Origin of the sequence: Kitasatospora sp. NPDC059803 (assembly GCF_042732255.1) — a bacterium.
In the GTDB taxonomy this organism is placed as follows: domain Bacteria; phylum Actinomycetota; class Actinomycetes; order Streptomycetales; family Streptomycetaceae; genus Kitasatospora.
The window spans coordinates 1-16,971 of the sequence record NZ_JBHWIJ010000188.1; the positions used below are offsets into that span (position 1 = coordinate 1).

The 16,971-nt window shown below is 73.4% G+C and carries 20 protein-coding genes; 7 read left to right on the top strand and 13 right to left on the bottom strand.

Annotated elements, in window-relative coordinates; all coding sequences use genetic code 11:
* Positions 1-247: 247 nt before the first annotated feature.
* Entirely contained in the window at positions 248-412 is a 165-nt protein-coding gene (locus tag ACFV6I_RS26035; RefSeq protein WP_159398310.1) for a hypothetical protein, read from the top strand.
* Positions 413-512: 100 nt separating this feature from the next.
* Positions 513-854, top strand: a complete 342-nt coding sequence (locus ACFV6I_RS26040) for a hypothetical protein (protein ID WP_063346072.1) — start codon at positions 513-515, stop codon at positions 852-854.
* 38 nt (positions 855-892) lie between these two features.
* On the opposite strand, the gene ACFV6I_RS26045 is transcribed toward ACFV6I_RS26040, so the two are convergent.
* The 4 genes from ACFV6I_RS26045 to ACFV6I_RS26060 all read right to left on the bottom strand — a co-directional run bounded on the left by ACFV6I_RS26045 (position 893) and on the right by ACFV6I_RS26060 (position 2,758).
* Positions 893-1,726, bottom strand: a complete 834-nt coding sequence (locus tag ACFV6I_RS26045) for a hypothetical protein (RefSeq protein ID WP_063346073.1) — start codon at positions 1,724-1,726, stop codon at positions 893-895.
* A 96-nt stretch (positions 1,727-1,822) separates the two neighbouring features.
* The gene (locus tag ACFV6I_RS26050) at positions 1,823-2,107 is read right to left on the bottom strand and encodes a DUF427 domain-containing protein (RefSeq protein WP_363372965.1); all 285 of its coding nucleotides are present in this window, start codon (positions 2,105-2,107) and stop codon (positions 1,823-1,825) included.
* Between the two features lie 95 nt (positions 2,108-2,202).
* The gene (locus ACFV6I_RS26055) at positions 2,203-2,439 is read right to left on the bottom strand and encodes a DUF6296 family protein (protein ID WP_063350858.1); all 237 of its coding nucleotides are present in this window, start codon (positions 2,437-2,439) and stop codon (positions 2,203-2,205) included.
* Between the two features lie 82 nt (positions 2,440-2,521).
* Positions 2,522-2,758 (bottom strand): DUF2277 domain-containing protein, encoded by a 237-nt coding sequence (locus ACFV6I_RS26060; RefSeq protein ID WP_380344544.1) that lies wholly within the window; start codon positions 2,756-2,758, stop codon positions 2,522-2,524.
* 156 nt (positions 2,759-2,914) lie between these two features.
* Here ACFV6I_RS26060 and ACFV6I_RS26065 point away from each other — a divergent pair, with 156 nt between their 5' ends.
* Complete coding sequence (locus ACFV6I_RS26065) at positions 2,915-4,129, top strand: MFS transporter (RefSeq protein ID WP_380344541.1); 1,215 nt, start codon at positions 2,915-2,917, stop codon at positions 4,127-4,129.
* Positions 4,130-4,144: 15 nt separating this feature from the next.
* On the opposite strand, the gene ACFV6I_RS26070 is transcribed toward ACFV6I_RS26065, so the two are convergent.
* From ACFV6I_RS26070 to ACFV6I_RS26080, 3 genes are all read right to left on the bottom strand, one after another.
* A complete protein-coding gene (locus ACFV6I_RS26070; RefSeq protein WP_380427948.1) occupies positions 4,145-4,687 on the bottom strand; it encodes a gamma carbonic anhydrase family protein in 543 nt (180 codons plus the stop codon).
* 77 nt (positions 4,688-4,764) lie between these two features.
* Entirely contained in the window at positions 4,765-5,967 is a 1,203-nt protein-coding gene (locus ACFV6I_RS26075; RefSeq protein WP_380427950.1) for a serine hydrolase domain-containing protein, read from the bottom strand.
* 312 nt (positions 5,968-6,279) lie between these two features.
* Positions 6,280-6,846, bottom strand: a complete 567-nt coding sequence (locus ACFV6I_RS26080; protein WP_063346079.1) for a DJ-1/PfpI family protein — start codon at positions 6,844-6,846, stop codon at positions 6,280-6,282.
* Between the two features lie 256 nt (positions 6,847-7,102).
* On the opposite strand from ACFV6I_RS26080, the gene ACFV6I_RS26085 reads away from it, so the two are divergent.
* Positions 7,103-7,651 (top strand): RBBP9/YdeN family alpha/beta hydrolase, encoded by a 549-nt coding sequence (locus ACFV6I_RS26085; protein WP_380427952.1) that lies wholly within the window; start codon positions 7,103-7,105, stop codon positions 7,649-7,651.
* A gap of 31 nt (positions 7,652-7,682) precedes the next feature.
* Complete coding sequence (locus ACFV6I_RS26090) at positions 7,683-8,267, top strand: hypothetical protein (protein ID WP_380344529.1); 585 nt, start codon at positions 7,683-7,685, stop codon at positions 8,265-8,267.
* A gap of 8 nt (positions 8,268-8,275) precedes the next feature.
* Here ACFV6I_RS26090 and ACFV6I_RS26095 read toward each other — a convergent pair whose 3' ends face one another.
* The 3 genes from ACFV6I_RS26095 to map all read right to left on the bottom strand — a co-directional run bounded on the left by ACFV6I_RS26095 (position 8,276) and on the right by map (position 12,007).
* Positions 8,276-8,572, bottom strand: a complete 297-nt coding sequence (locus ACFV6I_RS26095) for a hypothetical protein (RefSeq protein ID WP_063346082.1) — start codon at positions 8,570-8,572, stop codon at positions 8,276-8,278.
* A gap of 68 nt (positions 8,573-8,640) precedes the next feature.
* Positions 8,641-11,058, bottom strand: coding sequence for a transglycosylase domain-containing protein (locus ACFV6I_RS26100; RefSeq protein WP_380427954.1), 2,418 nt, complete (start codon positions 11,056-11,058; stop codon positions 8,641-8,643).
* Between the two features lie 181 nt (positions 11,059-11,239).
* Positions 11,240-12,007 (bottom strand): type I methionyl aminopeptidase, encoded by a 768-nt coding sequence (map, locus tag ACFV6I_RS26105; protein ID WP_380427956.1) that lies wholly within the window; start codon positions 12,005-12,007, stop codon positions 11,240-11,242.
* Positions 12,008-12,147: 140 nt separating this feature from the next.
* On the opposite strand from map, the gene ACFV6I_RS26110 reads away from it, so the two are divergent.
* Positions 12,148-12,417 (top strand): helix-turn-helix domain-containing protein, encoded by a 270-nt coding sequence (locus ACFV6I_RS26110; RefSeq protein WP_063346085.1) that lies wholly within the window; start codon positions 12,148-12,150, stop codon positions 12,415-12,417.
* 169 nt (positions 12,418-12,586) lie between these two features.
* Here the strand turns inward: ACFV6I_RS26110 and ACFV6I_RS26115 are convergent, their stop codons facing one another.
* From ACFV6I_RS26115 to ACFV6I_RS26125, 3 genes are all read right to left on the bottom strand, one after another.
* Positions 12,587-13,978, bottom strand: coding sequence for an ABC transporter substrate-binding protein (locus ACFV6I_RS26115; RefSeq protein ID WP_380427958.1), 1,392 nt, complete (start codon positions 13,976-13,978; stop codon positions 12,587-12,589).
* 64 nt (positions 13,979-14,042) lie between these two features.
* On the bottom strand, positions 14,043-14,951 hold the full coding sequence (locus ACFV6I_RS26120; protein WP_380427960.1) for a carbohydrate ABC transporter permease: 909 nt from the start codon (positions 14,949-14,951) through the stop codon (positions 14,043-14,045).
* Entirely contained in the window at positions 14,948-15,868 is a 921-nt protein-coding gene (locus ACFV6I_RS26125; RefSeq protein ID WP_380427962.1) for a carbohydrate ABC transporter permease, read from the bottom strand. Before ACFV6I_RS26125 ends, ACFV6I_RS26120 begins: the two co-directional genes overlap by 4 nt.
* Positions 15,869-16,165: 297 nt before the next feature.
* On the opposite strand from ACFV6I_RS26125, the gene ACFV6I_RS26130 reads away from it, so the two are divergent.
* Positions 16,166-16,828: an SMI1/KNR4 family protein gene (locus ACFV6I_RS26130; RefSeq protein ID WP_380427964.1), complete on the top strand. Its 663-nt coding sequence runs from the start codon at positions 16,166-16,168 to the stop codon at positions 16,826-16,828.
* Positions 16,829-16,971: the final 143 nt, after the last annotated feature.

Here is a 16,971-nt window from a genome sequence, read left to right on the forward strand (position 1 = left end):
AGGCGTCGGAGTGCGTGCATCGCAAGGCGGAGGAGGGAGTCCATGCGGAGTATCGGCGACCGACGACAACGCGGCGAGGTGCGTGCTCCGACGCCGCGCGCCCGGCGTGATCCGAAAGAGAGCCCCTAGGCCGTTCGGCTGGCCCCGGGGCCGGGGCGGGGGCAGGCTGGGGGGTGAGAGACAGACCCGGCCCTGCCGCACCCCGGCTCGGAGCGCGCCCGGACCGGCCGAGGAGACGGAGCCCGCCATGACCGACATGAGCGAACGGGCCGAGATGAGCACGGACCGTGACGAGGACGTCCGCGCCGCGGATCCCGAAGAGGGCATCACCTCGATGCAGAACCTGCACGCGCAGGACACCTCCCAGGCGGAGGGCGAGCCCACCCTGGAGGAGTCCGGTCCGGACCGCTGAACAGCTGTGAGCACCCGACCGCCCGGTGGGACCGGGCCGTCTTCGCGACCGCAGGTGTCGCTGCCCGGACAGCGGCTCACCGGCGGGGGAGGATAAGCGCATGACCGAACACGATCAAAACGGCAGGCAGGCCCGACCGCCCGTCGACCCGCGCACGTCGTGGGCGACCTGGACCACCCAGTCGATCATCAGCGGCCCCGGCGGGGTCGCCACCACCGAGATCGGCCCCATCTCCGGCGACCTCACCGTGCACACCACCTGGGTGGACGGCGAGGCCCGGCTCACCGTCCAGTACTCCGGCGCGCTGGACTGGTACACGGTGACCGGCAGCCCCGTCCCGGCGGCCGACGAGACCACCGCGCGGGCGATACACCAGGCGATGGTGAACGGCGTCAAGGCCGGCCGGGGCGCGGCCGCCCCGGCCCCGCCGGACAGGCTCTAGCCAGGAGCCCCCCGCCGGACAGGACCCAACCAGAGACCTCAGTCCCCCGGGACGACCTCGCCCCGCACCGCCGGCGCCGCGGCGGCCCAGTAGGCGCGGTCGACCGGGGGACGCGCACGCAGGTCCGCGCGGACCTCGCCGGCCAGCCGGCGGGTGTCGCGCCGGTTGACGGTGGCGCCGATGCCGGCGCCGACCAGCAGCGGGGTGAGCGACGGCAGGCGGCGCAGCGAGCTGCGGGTGAGCCGGCGGCTGAGCTGCTGGCGCACCTCCGCCCCGAGCGCCAGGGCGGCGAACCCGGCCGGCCGGGACAGCAGCTTCGCGTCGATCCCCCGGCGGTTGGCCCAGGCGCTCAGGTAGGCCCCGGCCCGCTGGGTGACACTGCCCGGCGCCCGGGCGCCGTAGACCTCGTGCAGTTCGGCGATCAACTTGATCTCCACGGCCGCGACGGCGAGCGTCTCGGCCGCGATCTCCACCGGCATCGCGGGCGGCACCGGCAGCATCGCCGCCGCGCCCACGCCGGCGCCGAGCGCGCCGGAGGCCCGGGCCGCGCCGGTGACCAGCAGGTCGGCCAGCGCCTCGGGGTCGGCCGCGCCGGGGTGCTGGGCGCGCAGCGTGGCGAGGTCGCGCACGGGGATCCGCGGCGCGGCCTGCACCAGCTGCTCGGTGAGGGCCCGGCCGCCGAACGCGGCACCCTTGGCGGCGACCCGGCCACCCCGGCCGAGCAGGTGGGCCACGTTCGCCACCAGGGCCCGGCCGCGGCCACGGCCGGCCCGGTACTCGGCGATCTGCCACTCGCCCTCGGGCTGCTCGGCCTGCTCGACCAGTTCGGCGAGCTCGCCGGCCAGGCCGGCGTCGGGCACGGGGGCGGGCACGGGGGTCGGGGCGGGCTCGGGGACAGGCCTGGAACGTCCGGGTTTACGGAAGACTGCCATGGATGTCCGGTACCCCCTCCGCCCCCGGGGTACGCCCTACCCGGTGATCTCGACCCCGCGCCAGAACGCCACCCGGCCGCGGATCTCCTCGGCCTCCGGCTTCGGGTCGGCGTAGTACCAGGCCGCGTCGGGGTTGGTCCGCCCGTCCACGTCCAGCGTGTAGTAACCGGCGGTGCCCTTCCAGCCGCAGACGGTGGTGGTGTCGGACGGACGCAGGAATTCGGTCCGGACGGATTCGACCGGAAAGTAGTGGTTGCCCTCGACGACGACGGTCTCGTCGCTCTCGGCGACGACGGTGCCCTGCCAGCGCGCTGTGGTCATGCCGCCGATTCTGCCCCAGGGGCGGACGGCACCCGGGTGGTTCGCGGAAATCGTCCGCGGATGCCGGACGGCCGGGACAGCAACCAGGGCAACGGTCAGGGCAGCGGCTCGGCGTGGACCGGCAGGTGCGGGGACTGGTGGCCGCCGCTGGCGAGCATCCGGACCTCGCCGGCATTGCTGATCTCGGCACGGACGATGCCGCTGGCGTCCTCGTACACCGGGTGTCCGCCCGGGCCCGTCGCGCTGGTGCGGACGACCACGACGACGTCCTGCGGGGCCTGGGTGCCGGGGGTGCCGGGGAAGGTGAGCACGTAACGGTTCGCGGGGGTCATCTCCATCTCCTGTCCCGATTGTCCCGATCTCCTGGTCCCGATGCGCGGCCGCGGTCGGCGGGCCCGCCGAACGGCGGTCGGCCTACGCGGTGGCCTCGGCGGCCCGGGCGGGCACGCCGCGGACCTCCAGCTCGGTGAGCAGCCGGGCGGTGGCCTCGGCGACCGCGTCCACGGCCCGGTCGAAGGCCTCGCGGTTGTGCGCCGCCGGGGCGCGGAACCCGGACACCTTGCGGACGTACTGCAGCGCGGCGGCGCGGAAGTCGTCCTCGTCGGCGTCGAGCGTCACCGGCGGGCGCAACGTCTTGATGTTGCGGCACATGCACCCAGTCTCGCGCGTGGACGCCGTACTGGCGACCCCCTCCCGTCACACGCACCTCACGGCGGCGTCATCCGGCCGGATTAGGATGCCGGACGAACGAATCCCCCCGTCCCGCCGCGCCTCCCCGTCCGCGGGCGTCACCCCGGAGTCACCCCCTTGCCTCTCGCGCTGCTCGCGCTGGCCGTCACCGCGTTCGCCATCGGCACCACCGAATTCGCCGCCATGGGCCTGCTCCCCCAGGTCGCCGACGATCTGCACGTCTCCATCCCGCAGGCCGGCTGGCTGATATCCGCGTACGCGCTGGGCGTGGTCATCGGCGCCCCGCTGCTCACCGCGCTGGCCTCCGGCCGGCCGCGCAAGGCGGTGCTGGTGGCGCTCGCCGGGCTGTTCGCCACCGGCAACCTGCTGTGCGCGCTCGCACCGGACTTCTGGACGCTGGCCGCCGCCCGGCTGATCACCGGACTGCCGCACGGCGCGTTCTTCGGGGCCGGCGCGGTGGCCGCGGCCGAACTGGTGGCCCCCCACCGCCGGGCCCGGGCGGTGGCCGTGATGTTCTCCGGCCTGACCATCGCCAACATCGTCGGCGTGCCGGCCGCCACGCTGCTGGGCCAGCACCTGGGCTGGCGGGCGACCATGCTGGTGGTCGTCCTGATCGCCGCCGCCGGGACGCTCGCCATCGCCCGGCTGGTGCCGTCGCTGCCCTCCCCCGGCCAGGCCGGGCTGCGGCACGAGCTGCGGGCCTTCCGGGACGGGCAGCTGTGGCTGGCGCTGGCCACCGTGGTGTTCGGCTGCGGCGGCTTCTTCGCCTGCTACAGCTACATCGCGCCGCTGCTCACCGAGGTCTCCGGGTACGCCACCGGCTCGGTGACGCTGGTGCTGGCGCTGTTCGGCGTGGGGATGACGATCGGCAACGTGATCGGCGGGTTCGCGGCCGACCGGGCGCTGCGCCCGACGGTCTGCGCCGCCTTCGTGCTGCTGGCCGCCACCCTGGCGCTGTTCGCGGTGACCGCGCACGCCCGCTGGTCGGCCGCCGTCACGGTGGTGCTGATCGGGCTGTTCGGCTTCGCGATCGTGCCGGCGGTGCAGACGCTGGTCCTGCAGAAGGCGCGCAGCGCGCCGACGCTGGCCTCGGCGACGGTGCAGGGCGCGTTCAACCTGGCCAACGCGCAGGGCGCCTACTTCGGCGGGCTGGCCCTGGACGCCGGGTTCGGCTGGACGGCGCCGACCCTGGTGGGCGCCGTCCTGGCCGCTTCGGGCGCGCTGATCGCGGTGCTCGCCTGGGCGGCCGACCGGCGCCGGTCCGTGCCCGCCGCACCCGAGCGGGCCGCGGCGGCTCCGGCCACGGCGGCTCCGGTCGGCGTCCAGAATTAGGCCTGGATCTGGGGTTCAGGCCTGCGGCTGCGCCAGGGGTTCGAGCTCGCGGTGGGCGGCGGCCAGCAGCAGGTAGCCCTCGCCGTTGGCCTTGATGCCGGCCTTCTCGTCCTCGGTCAGCTCGCGGCGGACCTTGGCCGGGACTCCGGCGACCAGCGAGCCGGGCGGCACCCGCATCCCCTGCGGCACCACCGCGCCCGCCGCGACCAGCGAACCGGCGCCGATCCGGGCGCCGTTGAGCACGGTGGCGTTCATCCCGACCAGGGCGTCGTCCTCGACCGCGCAGCCGTGCAGCACCGCGTTGTGCCCGACCGAGATCCGCTCGCCGACCACCAGCGGGAAGCCGGGGTCGGCGTGCAGGGTGCAGTTGTCCTGGATGTTGCTGTCCTGGCCCACGGTGATGGACTCGGCGTCGCCGCGCAGCACCGCCCCGTACCAGACGCCCGCGCCGGGGCCGATCGTCACGTCCCCGACCACGACGGCGTTCGGTGCGAGGAAGGCGCTCGGGTCGACGGTGGGCGCCTTGCCCCCGACTGCGGCGATCAGCGGCTCTGCCATGTCTCGTCCTCCTGGTGACGGTCGGCCGTTCCTGTCGCCGGACAGCGTAGGGGGCGGTCCGACCCGCGGCACCCGCCCTACCCCTGCCCGCCGCACACGCCGGCGTTCACCACCCGCTGCCAGGCGGCGAGGGCCGCGGCCGGATCCGGCGTGTCGTAGAAGGTCGTGCTGTTGGCGAACTGGCGCGTCCCGTCGAGCGAGCCGAGCATCATCGTGCTGTAGCCGGGGATCCCGCCGGCGTGGCCCCAGAACGCGCCGCACGGGGTGTCCACCCGCTGGAGGCCGAGCCCGTAGGCCTGGCCCCCGCCGGGGGCGGTGGTCTTCTGCATCTCGGCGAGTTCGGCGGGGCGCAGCAGCCGGCCGCCGAGCAGGGCGCGGATGAACGTCGTCAGGTCCGCGGTGGTGGAGATGCCCGCGCCGGAGGGGCCGGCCATGGAGGGGTTGAGCGCGGTGACGTCGGCCGGGCCGCTGTCGAGCTTGAGGTAGGCGTGGGCGTGCGGGCCGGGGATGACCGGGGAGTAGAGCGGCATCGAGGTGCCCGTCAGGCCGAGCGGGCGGATGATCCGGCGTTCCACCTCCTCGTTCCAGCTGTGGCCGGTGAGGTGTTCGATGATCAGCGCGACCAGGGCGTAGTTGGTGTTGGAGTACTGCCAGTCCTGGCCGGGGCGGAAGGCGGGCGGGTACTTGTCGGCGAGGTCCACCTGGTCCTGCGGGCTGTAGGACGTGTAGCGGCCGGAGTCGAGCCAGTTCTGGTCGTAGGAGTTGAAGGCCGGGTCCTGGGTGTAGTCGGCGACGCCGCTGGTGTGGTTGAGGAGTTCGCGGACGGTGATGTCCGCGCTGTTCGGCACCGCGCCGGGCAGCAGGCTCTCCAGGCGGTCGTCCAGTCCCAGCCGTCCCTCGCCGACGAGTTGGAGCAGCACGGTGGCCACGAAGGTCTTGGTGGTGCTGCCGATCCGGAAGCGGCCCACGGGGTCGGCGGGGGTGTCGGCGCCGAGCCGGGCGACGCCGCCGGCTGCGCGGTGGACGAGCCGGCCGTTCTCCCGTACGCCGGCGAGGGAGGAGGTGGCGACGTTCTTCGCGGTCAGGTCGGCGAGGGCCGTGTCGAGGGCCGTCCAGTCGGTGCTGCGCTCGGTGGCACTCGCCGGGCGGGCCGCGTCCTGGGCGGCGGCGGCCGGGGCGAGTGCGGCGATCAGGCCCGCGCCCGCGAGGGCCGCGACGGCGGCGCGCAGGGCCGGCCCGCGTCGGCGGCGCCGGGTGGTGGCGGCTGGGTCGGTGGTCATGACGTCCTCCCTGGTCCGGCCAGCAGGGCGGTCAACCTCCGCCGCTGCCATGGTCTTTGACACCATGGCAGGGCGACTGCGGGGCGGTCGTCAGCCTCCGGGGCAGCGCGTCTGCTACCTGGGGAGGGGCGTGACCCTGACGGGGTCCCGGAGCCGCGCCCCCCCGACGGGGCGGGGGGGCGGCGGGCCGGGGCGGGTCCGGAAGCCGCGCCCGGCCCCCCGCCCCGCGGCGGGGGGGCGGGCGGGCCCCCGGCGGGGGCCCCGCGCCCCCCGCCCCCGCCGGGGCGGGGGGGCCCCCCGGGCCGGGGCGGGTCAGGAGGCCGGTGCCTTGGTGCGCAGGATCTCGATGAACGCGCGCAGCCACGCCGGGTGGTCGGGCCACGCGCGGGCCGAGACGACCACGCCGTCCACCACCGCCTCGCCGTCGACGAATTCGGCGCCCGCCGCCTTCACGTCCGGTGCCAGCGCCGGGTAGGCGGAGCTGCGGCGGCCGGACAGCACCCCGGCGGCGGCGGTGATCAGCGGGCCGTGGCAGATCTGTGCGACCGGCTTGTCGCCGGCGAAGAAGTGCTGGACGATCCGCTGCACGTCCGGGTCGTTGCGCAGGTACTCGGGGGCGCGGCCGCCGGGGATGACCAGCGCGACGTAGTCGGCCGGGTCGACGTCGGCGAAGGCGAGGTCGGCGGGCCAGGTGTAGCCGGGCTTCTCGGTGTAGGTGTCGTAGCCGTCGACGAAGTCGTGGACGACGAACTGGAGTCGCTTCCTGGTCGGAGCGGCGATGTCGACCTGGTAGCCCTCCTCGCGCAGCCGCTGGTACGGGTAGAACACCTCCAGCGACTCGGCGGCGTCCCCGGTGACGAGCAGGATCTTCGATGTCATCGCCGACATCCCTCCACATGGTCGAGCGTCCGACACGGCGTGGACCCCGGCCGGTGGCCACCGGCCGCGGGCCCGGACCAACCTCCCGCACCGGCCGCGCCGTTGGCAACAGGGCGCACCGGGCGTACTGCGGCGCGTCACCGGGCGTACGCGCCCGCCGAGGGCCGTGCGCGCCCGGTCACCGCCCGGCTGCGGGCCGCGGCTGCCCGCGTCCTAGACTCCTGCTGCCCGCCACGACCGCACACCGGAGGAGCCCATGCCGGACCGCACCACCTACCTCGTCCTGCCCGGCTACCAGGACTCGGGCCCCGAGCACTGGCAGACCCGCTGGGAGGCCGCCGAACCGGACGCCTTCCGCCGGGTCCAGCAGGCGGACTGGGACCACCCCGACCAGAGCGACTGGATCGCCCGGGTGGACGCGGCGGTGGCCGGGGCCGCCGCCGACGGGCCGGTGGTGCTGGTCGCCCACAGCCTCGGCTGCGTCACGGTGGCCCGCTGGGTGTCCGCCGCGCCCGCCGGGCGGACCGCCGCGGTGCGCGGCGCGCTGCTGGTCGCCCCCGCGGACATCGACACCGCCGAAGTCCCGGAGCTGACCGGCTTCCGCCCGGTGGCCCTGGCGCCGTTCCCGTTCCCGGCCGTGGTCGTCGCCAGCACCGACGACCCGTGGGTCAGCCCCGAGCGGGCCCGGCTGTTCGCCGACGCGTGGGGCGCCCGGTACGTCGAGCCGGGCGCGTACGGGCACCTCAACTCGGGCTCCGGGCTGGGCGACTGGCCGGAGGGCCGCAAGCTGCTCGCAGAGCTGTGACGCATCGGACGGGGGGACGATGAGGAACCGGATGCCGAAGGCCAGGCGCACCCTGGTCCGGCTGCTGCTGGCGGGCGGGGCGGCCGCCGTGCTGCTCTACACCGAGGGGCAGTGGGAGAGCCGCTCGGGCGGGCTGATGCTGGTCGCCGACCTGCTCAACCGGCCCGAGCTGCTGCTCGGCGCGGCGCTGGCCGCGCTGATCGCCGCCGCCTGGCTGGGCGACCGGCGCACCGCCGTACGGACGGCCACCCGGGCGGTCACGGTGACGGCCGGAGTGGTGTTCCTGCTCGGCGTGCTGGCCGCGCACAAGGTCTCGGCGGCCGAGACGCGCAGCCGGGAGACCGCCCCGGCCCGGCCGGAGCTGGCCCTGGTCGTGGTGCACCGCTCCTACGCCACCGCGCCGAAGGACAACGACGACTGGCAGGTGCTGCTGGAGGTCGGCGCGGGCTGGTCCGGGCGGCGCTGGTCACTGGCCCAGATCGGCCGGGCGCCGGACGACGCCCGGCTGGTGGAGGCGAGTTGGACCGGCCGGGACCAGATCACCGTGGTCACCGACTCCTACCGGCGGGTCTTCAACCTGGACCAGGACACCGGCGAGCCGGTCGAGGCGCGGTAGCGTCCGCGCTACGGCAGCCCCACCGCGTGGGCGAGCAGGGCGAGCAGCGCCGCGTTGCCCGCCGCGCCCACGGCGGTGGCGGACAGGAAGCGGGCCGCACTGCCGTCCGGGAACGGGTTGACGACCATCGCCGGCAGGAAGCCGGGCATCGTCCAGACGACGGCGGTCCACTGCCGGACCGCATTGGCCGCGCTGGTGCCCGCGCGCAGTTCGCGGGCGGCGGCGAACCCGATCACCAGGTACCCGGCCAGGTAGCCGATCGAGGGCCAGAACACGGCGGGGACGCCGAGGATGCTGTGCGGCATGGCACCCATCGTCCGCCGCCGGGCCGCGGCCCCGCCTGAGTACGGGTACTCAGGCGGGGCCGGGCGGTTCACTGGTCCTGGTTGTCGCCGGGGTCGGCCGGCGCGGCGGGGGCCAGCGGGGTGGACTGCCCGGACTGCCCGGACTGCGTGGACGGCGCGGAGCGGCCGACCGGACTGTTCGGGTTGAGCGGGCCGACCGGGTTGCCCGTGCTGCCCGGGGTACTCGCGCTGCCCGGGGTACTCGCGTTGCCCGGAGTGCTCGCGTTGCCGGGGCTGCTCGGGCGCTGCTTGCCCGAGCCGCTCCCGCAGGAGCCGGTCGGCGAGCCGCTGGGGGTGGCGCAGTTCGGGTCGCGCTTGGGCGGGTCCGGGATGTAGACCGTCGGGAACTCCTTCTCCGGCATGTTCCGGACGGCATCACTCATCGCCTGCTCCCAGATCGGGCCCGGGCCGGTCGCGCCGAAGACCTCCTGCTGGTAGTGGCCGCCGATCCGGATGTTCTTCATCGGCACCTTGGTGCCCGGGCTGCCCAGCCAGACCGAGCCGGCCAGGTTGCCGGTGTAGCCGGTGAACCAGGCCGACTTCTTCTCGTCAGTCGTCCCGGTCTTGGCCGCGATCTGCCGGCGGTCGTCCAGCCTGAGGTCCTTGGCGGTGCCCTTCTCGGTCACGCCGAGCAGCACGCTGTTGATCACGTCGGCGGTGTCCGTGGACATCGCCTCGGTGCACTTGGCCGGGCTCACCGGAACGTCCTTGCCGTCCACCGTGGAGATCTTGTTGATCGCCAGCGGCGCGCAGTAGGTGCCGCGGGCGGCGAAGCTCGCGTACACGTTCGCCATCGTCAACGGGCTCACCTCCTGGGTGCCGAGGCCGAGGGCGGGCAGCTCCTGCAACGGGTCACCGCTGGCCTTGCCGGTGACGCCCAGCTTGTTGGCCATCTGCTTGACCGCACAGAGGCCGATCTCCTGCTCCATCTGCACGAAGTAGGTGTTCACCGAGAGGGCCATCGCCTCCTTGAGCTCGTACGGGCCGACCTCGCGCGCGCTCTCGTTCGGGATGCTGCCCTCCTTCTTGCCCTTGCTCAGGTTCTTCCAGGTGCCGTCGCAGGTCCTCATCGTCGGCCAGTCCATGCGGTTGGGCGAGTCGTACCGCTGGGTGGGCGGCAGGCCGGCCTCCAGGGCGGCGGCGGCCACGATCGGCTTGAAGTTGGAGCCGGGCTGGAAGCCGATGCCGCCGCCCATCGCCGCGTCCACGTTGTAGTTGACGACGGTCTGGTTCTTCTCCTTCGCCAGACCGTAGGGGCGGGTCTGCGCCATCGCCAGGATCTTGCCGGTGCCGGGCTCGACCATCGTCATCGCCGCCGAGACCGGGTCGGTCACGTACACCTGCTCGGAGACGGCGTTCTGGGCGGCGGCCTGCTTCTCCGGGTCCAGCGTGGTGTAGATGTTGAGGCCGCCGGTGTCCCACAGCTTCTTGCGCTCGGCGGCGCTCTTGCCGAACACCGGGTCCTGCTTGACCACGTGGCGCACGTAGTCGCAGAAGAAGCCCATGCCGGCCTGGGCGGTGATGCAACCGTTCTGCGGATCCCGGTACTTCAGGCCCAGCGGGGCGGCCTTCGCCTCCTTGGCCTGGTCCGCGGTGATGTGCTTGTTCTCGACCATCTTGTCGATGACGGTGTCCCGGCGCTTCTGCGCGGCCACCGGGTGCAGCTTCGGGTCGTACTGGGACGGGTTCTGCACCAGCCCGGCGAGCATGGCCGCCTCGGGGAGGGCGAGGTCCTTCGCGTCCTTGCTGAAGTAGCGCTGGGCGGCCGCCTGTATGCCGTACGCCTGATGGCCGTAGAAGGTGATGTTCAGGTAGTTGGTGAGGATCTGATCCTTCGTCAGGTCCTCCTCCAGCTTGATGGCGTACCGGAGTTCCTGGATCTTGCGGCCGAGCGTCTTGCGCTGCGCCTCCAGGACGGCCACCGGGTCGTCGCCGGCCTTCTCCACGTTGACGTTCTTCACGTACTGCTGGGTCAGCGTCGACGCGCCCTGGACGGCGGCGCCGCTCTCCGCGTTCTTGGTGATCGCCCGCAGGATGCCCTTGAGGTCGACGGCGCCGTGCTCGTAGAAGCGGGCGTCCTCGATGTCCACCTGCGCCTGGCGCATCAGCGGTGACATCTGTTCGGCGGGTATCACCGTGCGGTCCCGCTCGTAGACCTTGGCGATCAGGCCGCCCTTGGCGTCGAAGACCTGTGTGGCCTGCGTCAGCGCCGGCGCCTTGAAGTCGTCGGGGATGCTCTCGAAGCCTTCGGCGCTGCTCTTGGCCCCGAGCCCGACGGCGCCCGCCGCGGGAAGGATGAGGCCGGCCAGCAGGACACCGCCGAGAGTGCAGCAGCCGAGGAACGTGACCGTGTGACCCAGGAATCCGATCGGGGTCTCACGGCGCCGCGGGCGCGGCACCCAGGTGTCGCCCGCGTCCGGGGCAGGTATGCGGCTCTTCGGTGACATAACTGGAACACTACGGCCGCGAATACCGCGCCAGGGCAGGGTGTTGGCGAAGCTTTGTCACAAATCCGCCACAGATTCGGCTCATTCCAGCCGGTCGGACGGGCGCCCGGGTTCGGACAAGGACCGTTCGCCTACGGCCTGTTGCTCCCGCCCGGATGCGCACCCGCCCGCAGTGCCCCGGCTACCGGAGGGTCAGGACGCGCGGGCCGTCCTCGGTGATGGCGACGGTGTGCTCGATGTGCGCGGCGCGGCTGCCGTCCGTGGTGCGCAGCGTCCAGCCGTCCGGGTCGGCGTGGTAGTCGCCCCGGCCGCCCGCCGTCAGCATCGGCTCCAGCGCCAGCACCAGGCCGGGGCGCAGCGGGTAACCCCGGCCCGGGCGGCCCTCGTTGGGCACGTGCGGGTCCTCGTGCATGCTCCGCCCGATGCCGTGCCCGCCGAAGCCTTCGAGCAGGCCGTAGCGCCCGGCGCGGGCGACCTTGCCGATGGCGTGCGCGATGTCGCCGATCCGGTTGCCGACCACGGCGGCGGCGATCCCGGCCTCCAGGGCGCGCCGGGTGGTGTCGATCAGTGCCGCGTCCTCGGGCCGGGCGGCGCCGACGGTGAAGCTGACGGCGGAGTCCCCGGCCCAGCCGTCCAGGAGGGCGCCGCAGTCGATGCTCACCAGGTCGCCGTCGCGCAGCCGGTAGCCGCCCGGGATGCCGTGCACGACGGCGTCGTTCACCGAGGCGCAGATGACGGCCGGGAACGGCACGGGGGCGAAGGACGGCCGGTAGCCGAGGAACGGCGAGGTGGCCCCGGCCGCCCGCAGCACGCCGTGCGCCACCTCGTCCAGCTCCAGCAGGCTGACGCCCACGGCCGCCGCGTCCTGCACGGCGGCCAGCGCGTCCGCCACCACTCGCCCGGCTTCGCGCATCGCGTCCAGGGCGGCGTCCGACTTGATTTCGACCATGGTGGGTCGTCTCCCCTCGATCCAATTCTTATACCGGTATTTGTATCACGGTCGAAGGTGGGGCGGCCGCACGGCCGGACGGGAGCACCGGGGCGGGGCACACGGCATGACCCCGGCAGGGAGGCCCTAGTATCGAAGGCATGGTGAGGACTCCACTGACCCCGTGGGAGCGCGAGCGCGGGGAGCGCTTCGGGGCGCTGCTGCGCGAGGCACGCGGCGCACGCAGCATGGTCGAGGTGGCGGCGGTGGCCGGCGTCTCGGCGGAGACGCTGCGCAAGATCGAGACCGGACGGGCGCCGACGCCGTCGTTCTTCACCATCGCCGCGCTGGCGTTCGCACTGGATCTGTCGCTGGACGAGCTGGCGGCCGTGTGCGCGCTCCCGGAGGACGGCGAAGCCCTCTCGGCGTGACGCCTTAGGGCCCTAGCACCTTGACGCCGACGGCTGAGCCCCGAGCGGCGCTCCCGGGCGATGGTCCCGGACGGCGGCGGCCCGCCGGGCGCGTGCTGCGCCGGGCGGGCCGTCGTAGGGCGGGCCGGTGGCCGTGAGTCGGGCCGGTGGCCGTGGGGCAGGGAGGTGGTCAGCTCACGGAGCTGTTGTAGCTGTCGATGGCGGGCTGGAGTTCCTTGGCCGCGTCGGCCAGGGCCTGCTGGGCGGTCTTGGAACCGGCGATGGTCTGCTCGATGGCGGTCTCGACGCCCTTGCGGGCCTGCGGCATCACGCCGAGCAGGCAGCCGGCGGTGGCCGGGGAGGGCTTGGTGGCCTTGAGCTGCTCGATGGCCGTCTGGAACTGCGGGTACTTGGCGACCCACTCCTTGTCCTTGGGGTCGTCCAGGGACTTGCGGTTGACCGGGAAGTAGCCGGTGCCGGTGTGCCAGGCGGCCTGCTGCTCGGGGGCGGTGACGAACTTCTCGAACTCCCAGGCGGCGCGCTTCTCGGCGTCGGAGTGGCCAGGGCCGCTGATCCACAGCGAGGCGCCGCCGATGACCGGGCCGCCCTGGTCGGCTGCGGCGACCTTGGGGAAGGCCGCGGTGCCGACGGCGAACTTGGCGGCCTCGGTGTAGCCGCGCAGCACGCCGGTGGACTCCAGGTGCATGGCGACGGTGCCGGCCTTGAACGCGGCCTGGGCGTCGTCGGTGTTGCGGCCGGTGTTGGCCGCGTAGCCGCCCTTGACGAGGTCGGCCCACCACTGGACGATCTGCGCGCCCTGGGTGGAGTCGAAGACGGCCTTGCCGGCCTTGTTGCTGCGGCCGTTGTCCTGGTCGCAGTACATGGTGCCGGACTCGGCGAGCAGCTGCTCGACGAACCAGCCGTAGATGGCGGCGCCGAAGCCGTAGCGGACGGTCTTGCCGTCGGCGTCCTTCTTCGTCAGCTTCTTCGCCAGCTCGCCGAGTTCGGCGAGGTCCTTGGGCGGCTGCGCCGGGTCGAGGCCGGCCTCCTTGAAGGCGTCGGCGTTGAGGTAGAGCAGCGGCATGGAGGAGTTGAACGGCATCGAGACGAGCTTGCCGCCGACGGAGTAGTAGTTGCGGATGTTCGGGTCGAGGTCGTCGAGGGCGAAGCCGTCCTTGTCGGCGAAGGCCTGGGCCGGGACGGTCTGCTTGGAGTCGATCATGAACCGGGTGCCGATGTCGTAGACCTGCACCAGGGCGGGGGTGCCCTTCTGCTGCACCGCGGCCTTGTACTTGGCGACCAGGTCGTCGTACTTGCCCTGGAACTGCGCCTTGACCTCGATCTTGCCCTGGTGGGCGGCGTTGAACTGGCTGACCAGCCCGGTGAGGACCTCGGCGTTCTTCCCCGTCATCGAGTGCCAGAACTCGACGCCGGTGACGCCCGAGGCCTGGTCGAGCGCCTGGGCGCCGGGGGCGGCGTCGGAGGAGCCGCCGGAGCCGGAGGTGGAGTCGCCGGAGCTACAGGCGGTCAGGGACAGGCCGGCCACCAGCAGGGCCGCGAGCGCGCGGGCACTCTTCTTCACGGGAGGGTTCTCTCTCTGTCGGGAGGGACGTGCTCGAAGGAGCGGGAGGAGGCGGCGCAGCGGGTCAGCGGACGGCGCCCGCGGTGAGACCGCGGACGATGAAGCGCTGGCCGAAGACCACCAGGGCGAGCGTGGGCAGCAGGGAGAGCACGACGCCGGCCAGGATCAGGCCCGGGTCGGACATCTCGGAGTCGCGCAGCGAGGTGAGGCCGATCTGCAGGGTCTGCATGTTCGCCGTGCGGGTGATGATGAGCGGCCAGAAGTACTGGTTCCAGGCGGACAGGAAGACGTAGATCGACAGCGCCGCCAGGGCCGGCTTGTTGAGCGGGACGACGATCCGCCACAGGAACCGCCAGTGGCCCGCGCCGTCGATCCGCGCGGCGTCGCGCAGTTCGCCGGGCAGCTGCCGGAAGGCCTGCCGCAGCATGAAGGTGCCGAAGCCGGAGGCGAGGAAGGGCAGCACCAGGCCGAAGTAGGTGTTCCCGAGCCCCCAGCCGGACAGCGTCAGGTAGTTGGGGATGATGATGGCCTCCCACGGGACCATCAGCGTCGCCAGGAACACCCCGAACACCACGGCCCGCGCCTTGAGCGGCAGGAACACGAAGGCGTACGCGGCGAGGACCGAGGTGAACAGCTGGGCGAGCGTGATGACGGTCGCCACGATCGCCGAGTTGGCGTACTGCCTCGCCAGCGGGACGGTGTCGACGGCGCCGGAGAAGTTCCGCCCGGTCACCGAGTGGGGCACCAGCGCCGGCGGGTAGGAGGAGAGTTCGGACGGGCTCATGAAGGCGCCGGCGATCGCGTAGTACACCGGGAAGGCCACGGTGACGACGGCGACGGCGAGCAGCAGGTAGACGGCGGCGCGGCCGAGCAGGTCGCGCGGCGAGCGGCCGGCCAGGGCGCGGGGGCGCGGGCGCGGCGCGGCGGCCCCGTCCTGGGCCCCGGGCCCGACCTCGGTGGCGGTCACGGTCATGCGTAGTGCACCTTCCGCTCCAGGACGCCGAACTGGACGGCCGTGCAGGCGAGGACGACCACGAGCAGCACCACGGCCTGGGCACTCGCGGTGCCGAAGTCGCTGGAGCCGTAGGCGAAGGCCTTCTCGTAGACGGAGTAGACGAGGGTCCGGGTGGCGCCGTCGGGGCCGCCCTTGGTGAGGATGTGGATCTGGCCGAAACTCTGCAGCGAGTGGACGGTGGAGACCACGGTCAGGAAGAACAGGTTCGGGCCGAGCATCGGCACGGTGATCGAACGGGCCAGCCGCAGCCCCGAGGCGCCGTCGATCCGCGCGGCCTCCAGGATCTCGCCGGGGATCGAGCCGATGCCGGCGGACAGCACCAGGACGTTGTAGCCGAGGCTCATCCACACCGTGGTGACGGCCACCGAGACCAGCGCGTACCGGGAGTCGGTCAGCCAGCCGATCGGGCCCAGCCCGACGTGCGAGAGCAGGCCGTTGAGCACCCCGCTGGCGGGGTTGAAGAACACCGCGAAGACCACGGACGCGCTGGCCACCGAGAAGGCGAAGGGCAGCGCGAACGCGGAGCGCAGCAGCCGCACGCCCCGGATCCGGTTCTCCAGGAGCAGCACCAGCACCAGCGCGCCCAGCACGCCGGGCACCACGGTGAGCAGCGTGAACAGGGCGGTGGTGACGAGCGTGCGCCGGAAGTCCGCCGAGGTCAGCAGCTCGGTGTAGTGCTTCAGCCCGACATAGCGCGAGGGTGCGCCGAACAGATCGTTGGCGTGTCCGCTCAGGTAGACGGTCCGTCCCAGCGGGTAGCCGATGAAGAGGACGAAGACCACCAGGGAGGGCAGCAGGAAAGTCCAGGCGAGGCCGTGCTCACCCCAGCGGCTTCGGCGGCCCGGGTGGGGCTTGGTGTGCGGTGCGGTCGGCATGGGTTTGCGCGTCCCGCCTTTCGTTGCGTCGGTTCCGGCCGAAACCGTGTCCTGCCCACACGACGGGTTGGAAACCCCACGGTGAGCAACGGGTGTCGGTGGGATTACGCGTTCGCGTCAGATTCGGCCGGTCGTGGGCGGACGGGCGTTGGGGCGCGTCCCCGGCCCGTCGCGGGCGGGCGAGGTGTGCGGCGCGCCCCCGCCCGTTCCGGTACGCCCTCCGGTGGCCCCGGGCTGTCGGTGGGGCCGGACTGTCGGTGGGGCCGGACTGTCGGTGGGGCGTCGTACGGTTCCCGGATGGACGACACCGAATTCGACATCCGGGCCGCGATGGCCGAATCCCTGCGGGGCCGCGCGGGCGCCCGGGCGCTGGTCGAGGGCTTCGCCGCCTACTGGGGCGAGCCGCTGCGGCCCGACGACGGCTTCACCGACGCCGAACTCGACGCCGCCGAAGGGCGCCTGGGCCTGCGGCTGCCGGCCGCGCTGCGCGAGGCGTACCGGCTGTTCGGCCGCCGGGAGGACCTCACCGGCAACCACAACCGACTGCTGGCGCCGGAGGAACTGTTCGTCCTGGAGGGCGCTTTGGTCTACCAGGAGGAGAACCAGGCGTGCGTGCACTGGGGCGTCCTGCTGGCCGACCTCGACCAGGACGATCCGCCGACGGTGGGCCGGCTCGACCTCGCGGACAAGTCGGCGGAGCGCTGGGAGCCCTGGGAGGAGCGCTTCTCGACGGCCGCGGCGGCGATGGTGATGGTGGAGAAGCTGTTGCAGGACGACGAGTTGAGCGTGTTCGCCGAGTCCGGGGCGGAGGTGCCGGAGGGGCTGGCGGAGCTGCCCCGGCTCGGCCGTGGCTGCCGCTGGTTCACCGGGCCGGACGTGCTGGTCGTCGAGCTCGACGAGGACTTCGTGGTGGCCCGGGCCCGGACGGAGGAGGCCCGGGACGCGCTGGCCGAGCAGTGACCTGATGGCCCAACGCCTGTGTGCCGCCCGGCCGTTGGGCCACGAGTGGATCAGGCGACGGCCCCAAGACGGGGGCCAGTCCGGGCGGGGGGCCGGCGGTGGGGGAGGGGGTGGGGCCGCCCGACAGGTCGAGGTCGGCGCCG

What these genes read in the sequence shown, in the direction of transcription:
- ACFV6I_RS26110 (WP_063346085.1), top strand. Translation starts at nt 12,148, where the DNA reads ATGGTGAGGACTCCACTGACCCCGTGGGAGCGCGAGCGCGGGGAGCGC.
- ACFV6I_RS26100 (WP_380427954.1), bottom strand. Translation starts at nt 11,058, where the DNA reads ATGTCACCGAAGAGCCGCATACCTGCCCCGGACGCGGGCGACACCTGG.
- ACFV6I_RS26085 (WP_380427952.1), top strand. Translation starts at nt 7,103, where the DNA reads ATGCCGGACCGCACCACCTACCTCGTCCTGCCCGGCTACCAGGACTCG.
- ACFV6I_RS26080 (WP_063346079.1), bottom strand. Translation starts at nt 6,846, where the DNA reads ATGACATCGAAGATCCTGCTCGTCACCGGGGACGCCGCCGAGTCGCTG.
- ACFV6I_RS26125 (WP_380427962.1), bottom strand. Translation starts at nt 15,868, where the DNA reads ATGCCGACCGCACCGCACACCAAGCCCCACCCGGGCCGCCGAAGCCGC.
- map (WP_380427956.1), bottom strand. Translation starts at nt 12,007, where the DNA reads ATGGTCGAAATCAAGTCGGACGCCGCCCTGGACGCGATGCGCGAAGCC.
- ACFV6I_RS26060 (WP_380344544.1), bottom strand. Translation starts at nt 2,758, where the DNA reads ATGTGCCGCAACATCAAGACGTTGCGCCCGCCGGTGACGCTCGACGCC.
- ACFV6I_RS26050 (WP_363372965.1), bottom strand. Translation starts at nt 2,107, where the DNA reads ATGACCACAGCGCGCTGGCAGGGCACCGTCGTCGCCGAGAGCGACGAG.
- ACFV6I_RS26120 (WP_380427960.1), bottom strand. Translation starts at nt 14,951, where the DNA reads ATGACCGTGACCGCCACCGAGGTCGGGCCCGGGGCCCAGGACGGGGCC.
- ACFV6I_RS26035 (WP_159398310.1), top strand. Translation starts at nt 248, where the DNA reads ATGACCGACATGAGCGAACGGGCCGAGATGAGCACGGACCGTGACGAG.
- ACFV6I_RS26075 (WP_380427950.1), bottom strand. Translation starts at nt 5,967, where the DNA reads ATGACCACCGACCCAGCCGCCACCACCCGGCGCCGCCGACGCGGGCCG.
- ACFV6I_RS26130 (WP_380427964.1), top strand. Translation starts at nt 16,166, where the DNA reads ATGGACGACACCGAATTCGACATCCGGGCCGCGATGGCCGAATCCCTG.
- ACFV6I_RS26090 (WP_380344529.1), top strand. Translation starts at nt 7,683, where the DNA reads ATGCCGAAGGCCAGGCGCACCCTGGTCCGGCTGCTGCTGGCGGGCGGG.
- ACFV6I_RS26070 (WP_380427948.1), bottom strand. Translation starts at nt 4,687, where the DNA reads ATGGCAGAGCCGCTGATCGCCGCAGTCGGGGGCAAGGCGCCCACCGTC.
- ACFV6I_RS26055 (WP_063350858.1), bottom strand. Translation starts at nt 2,439, where the DNA reads ATGACCCCCGCGAACCGTTACGTGCTCACCTTCCCCGGCACCCCCGGC.
- ACFV6I_RS26040 (WP_063346072.1), top strand. Translation starts at nt 513, where the DNA reads ATGACCGAACACGATCAAAACGGCAGGCAGGCCCGACCGCCCGTCGAC.
- ACFV6I_RS26095 (WP_063346082.1), bottom strand. Translation starts at nt 8,572, where the DNA reads ATGCCGCACAGCATCCTCGGCGTCCCCGCCGTGTTCTGGCCCTCGATC.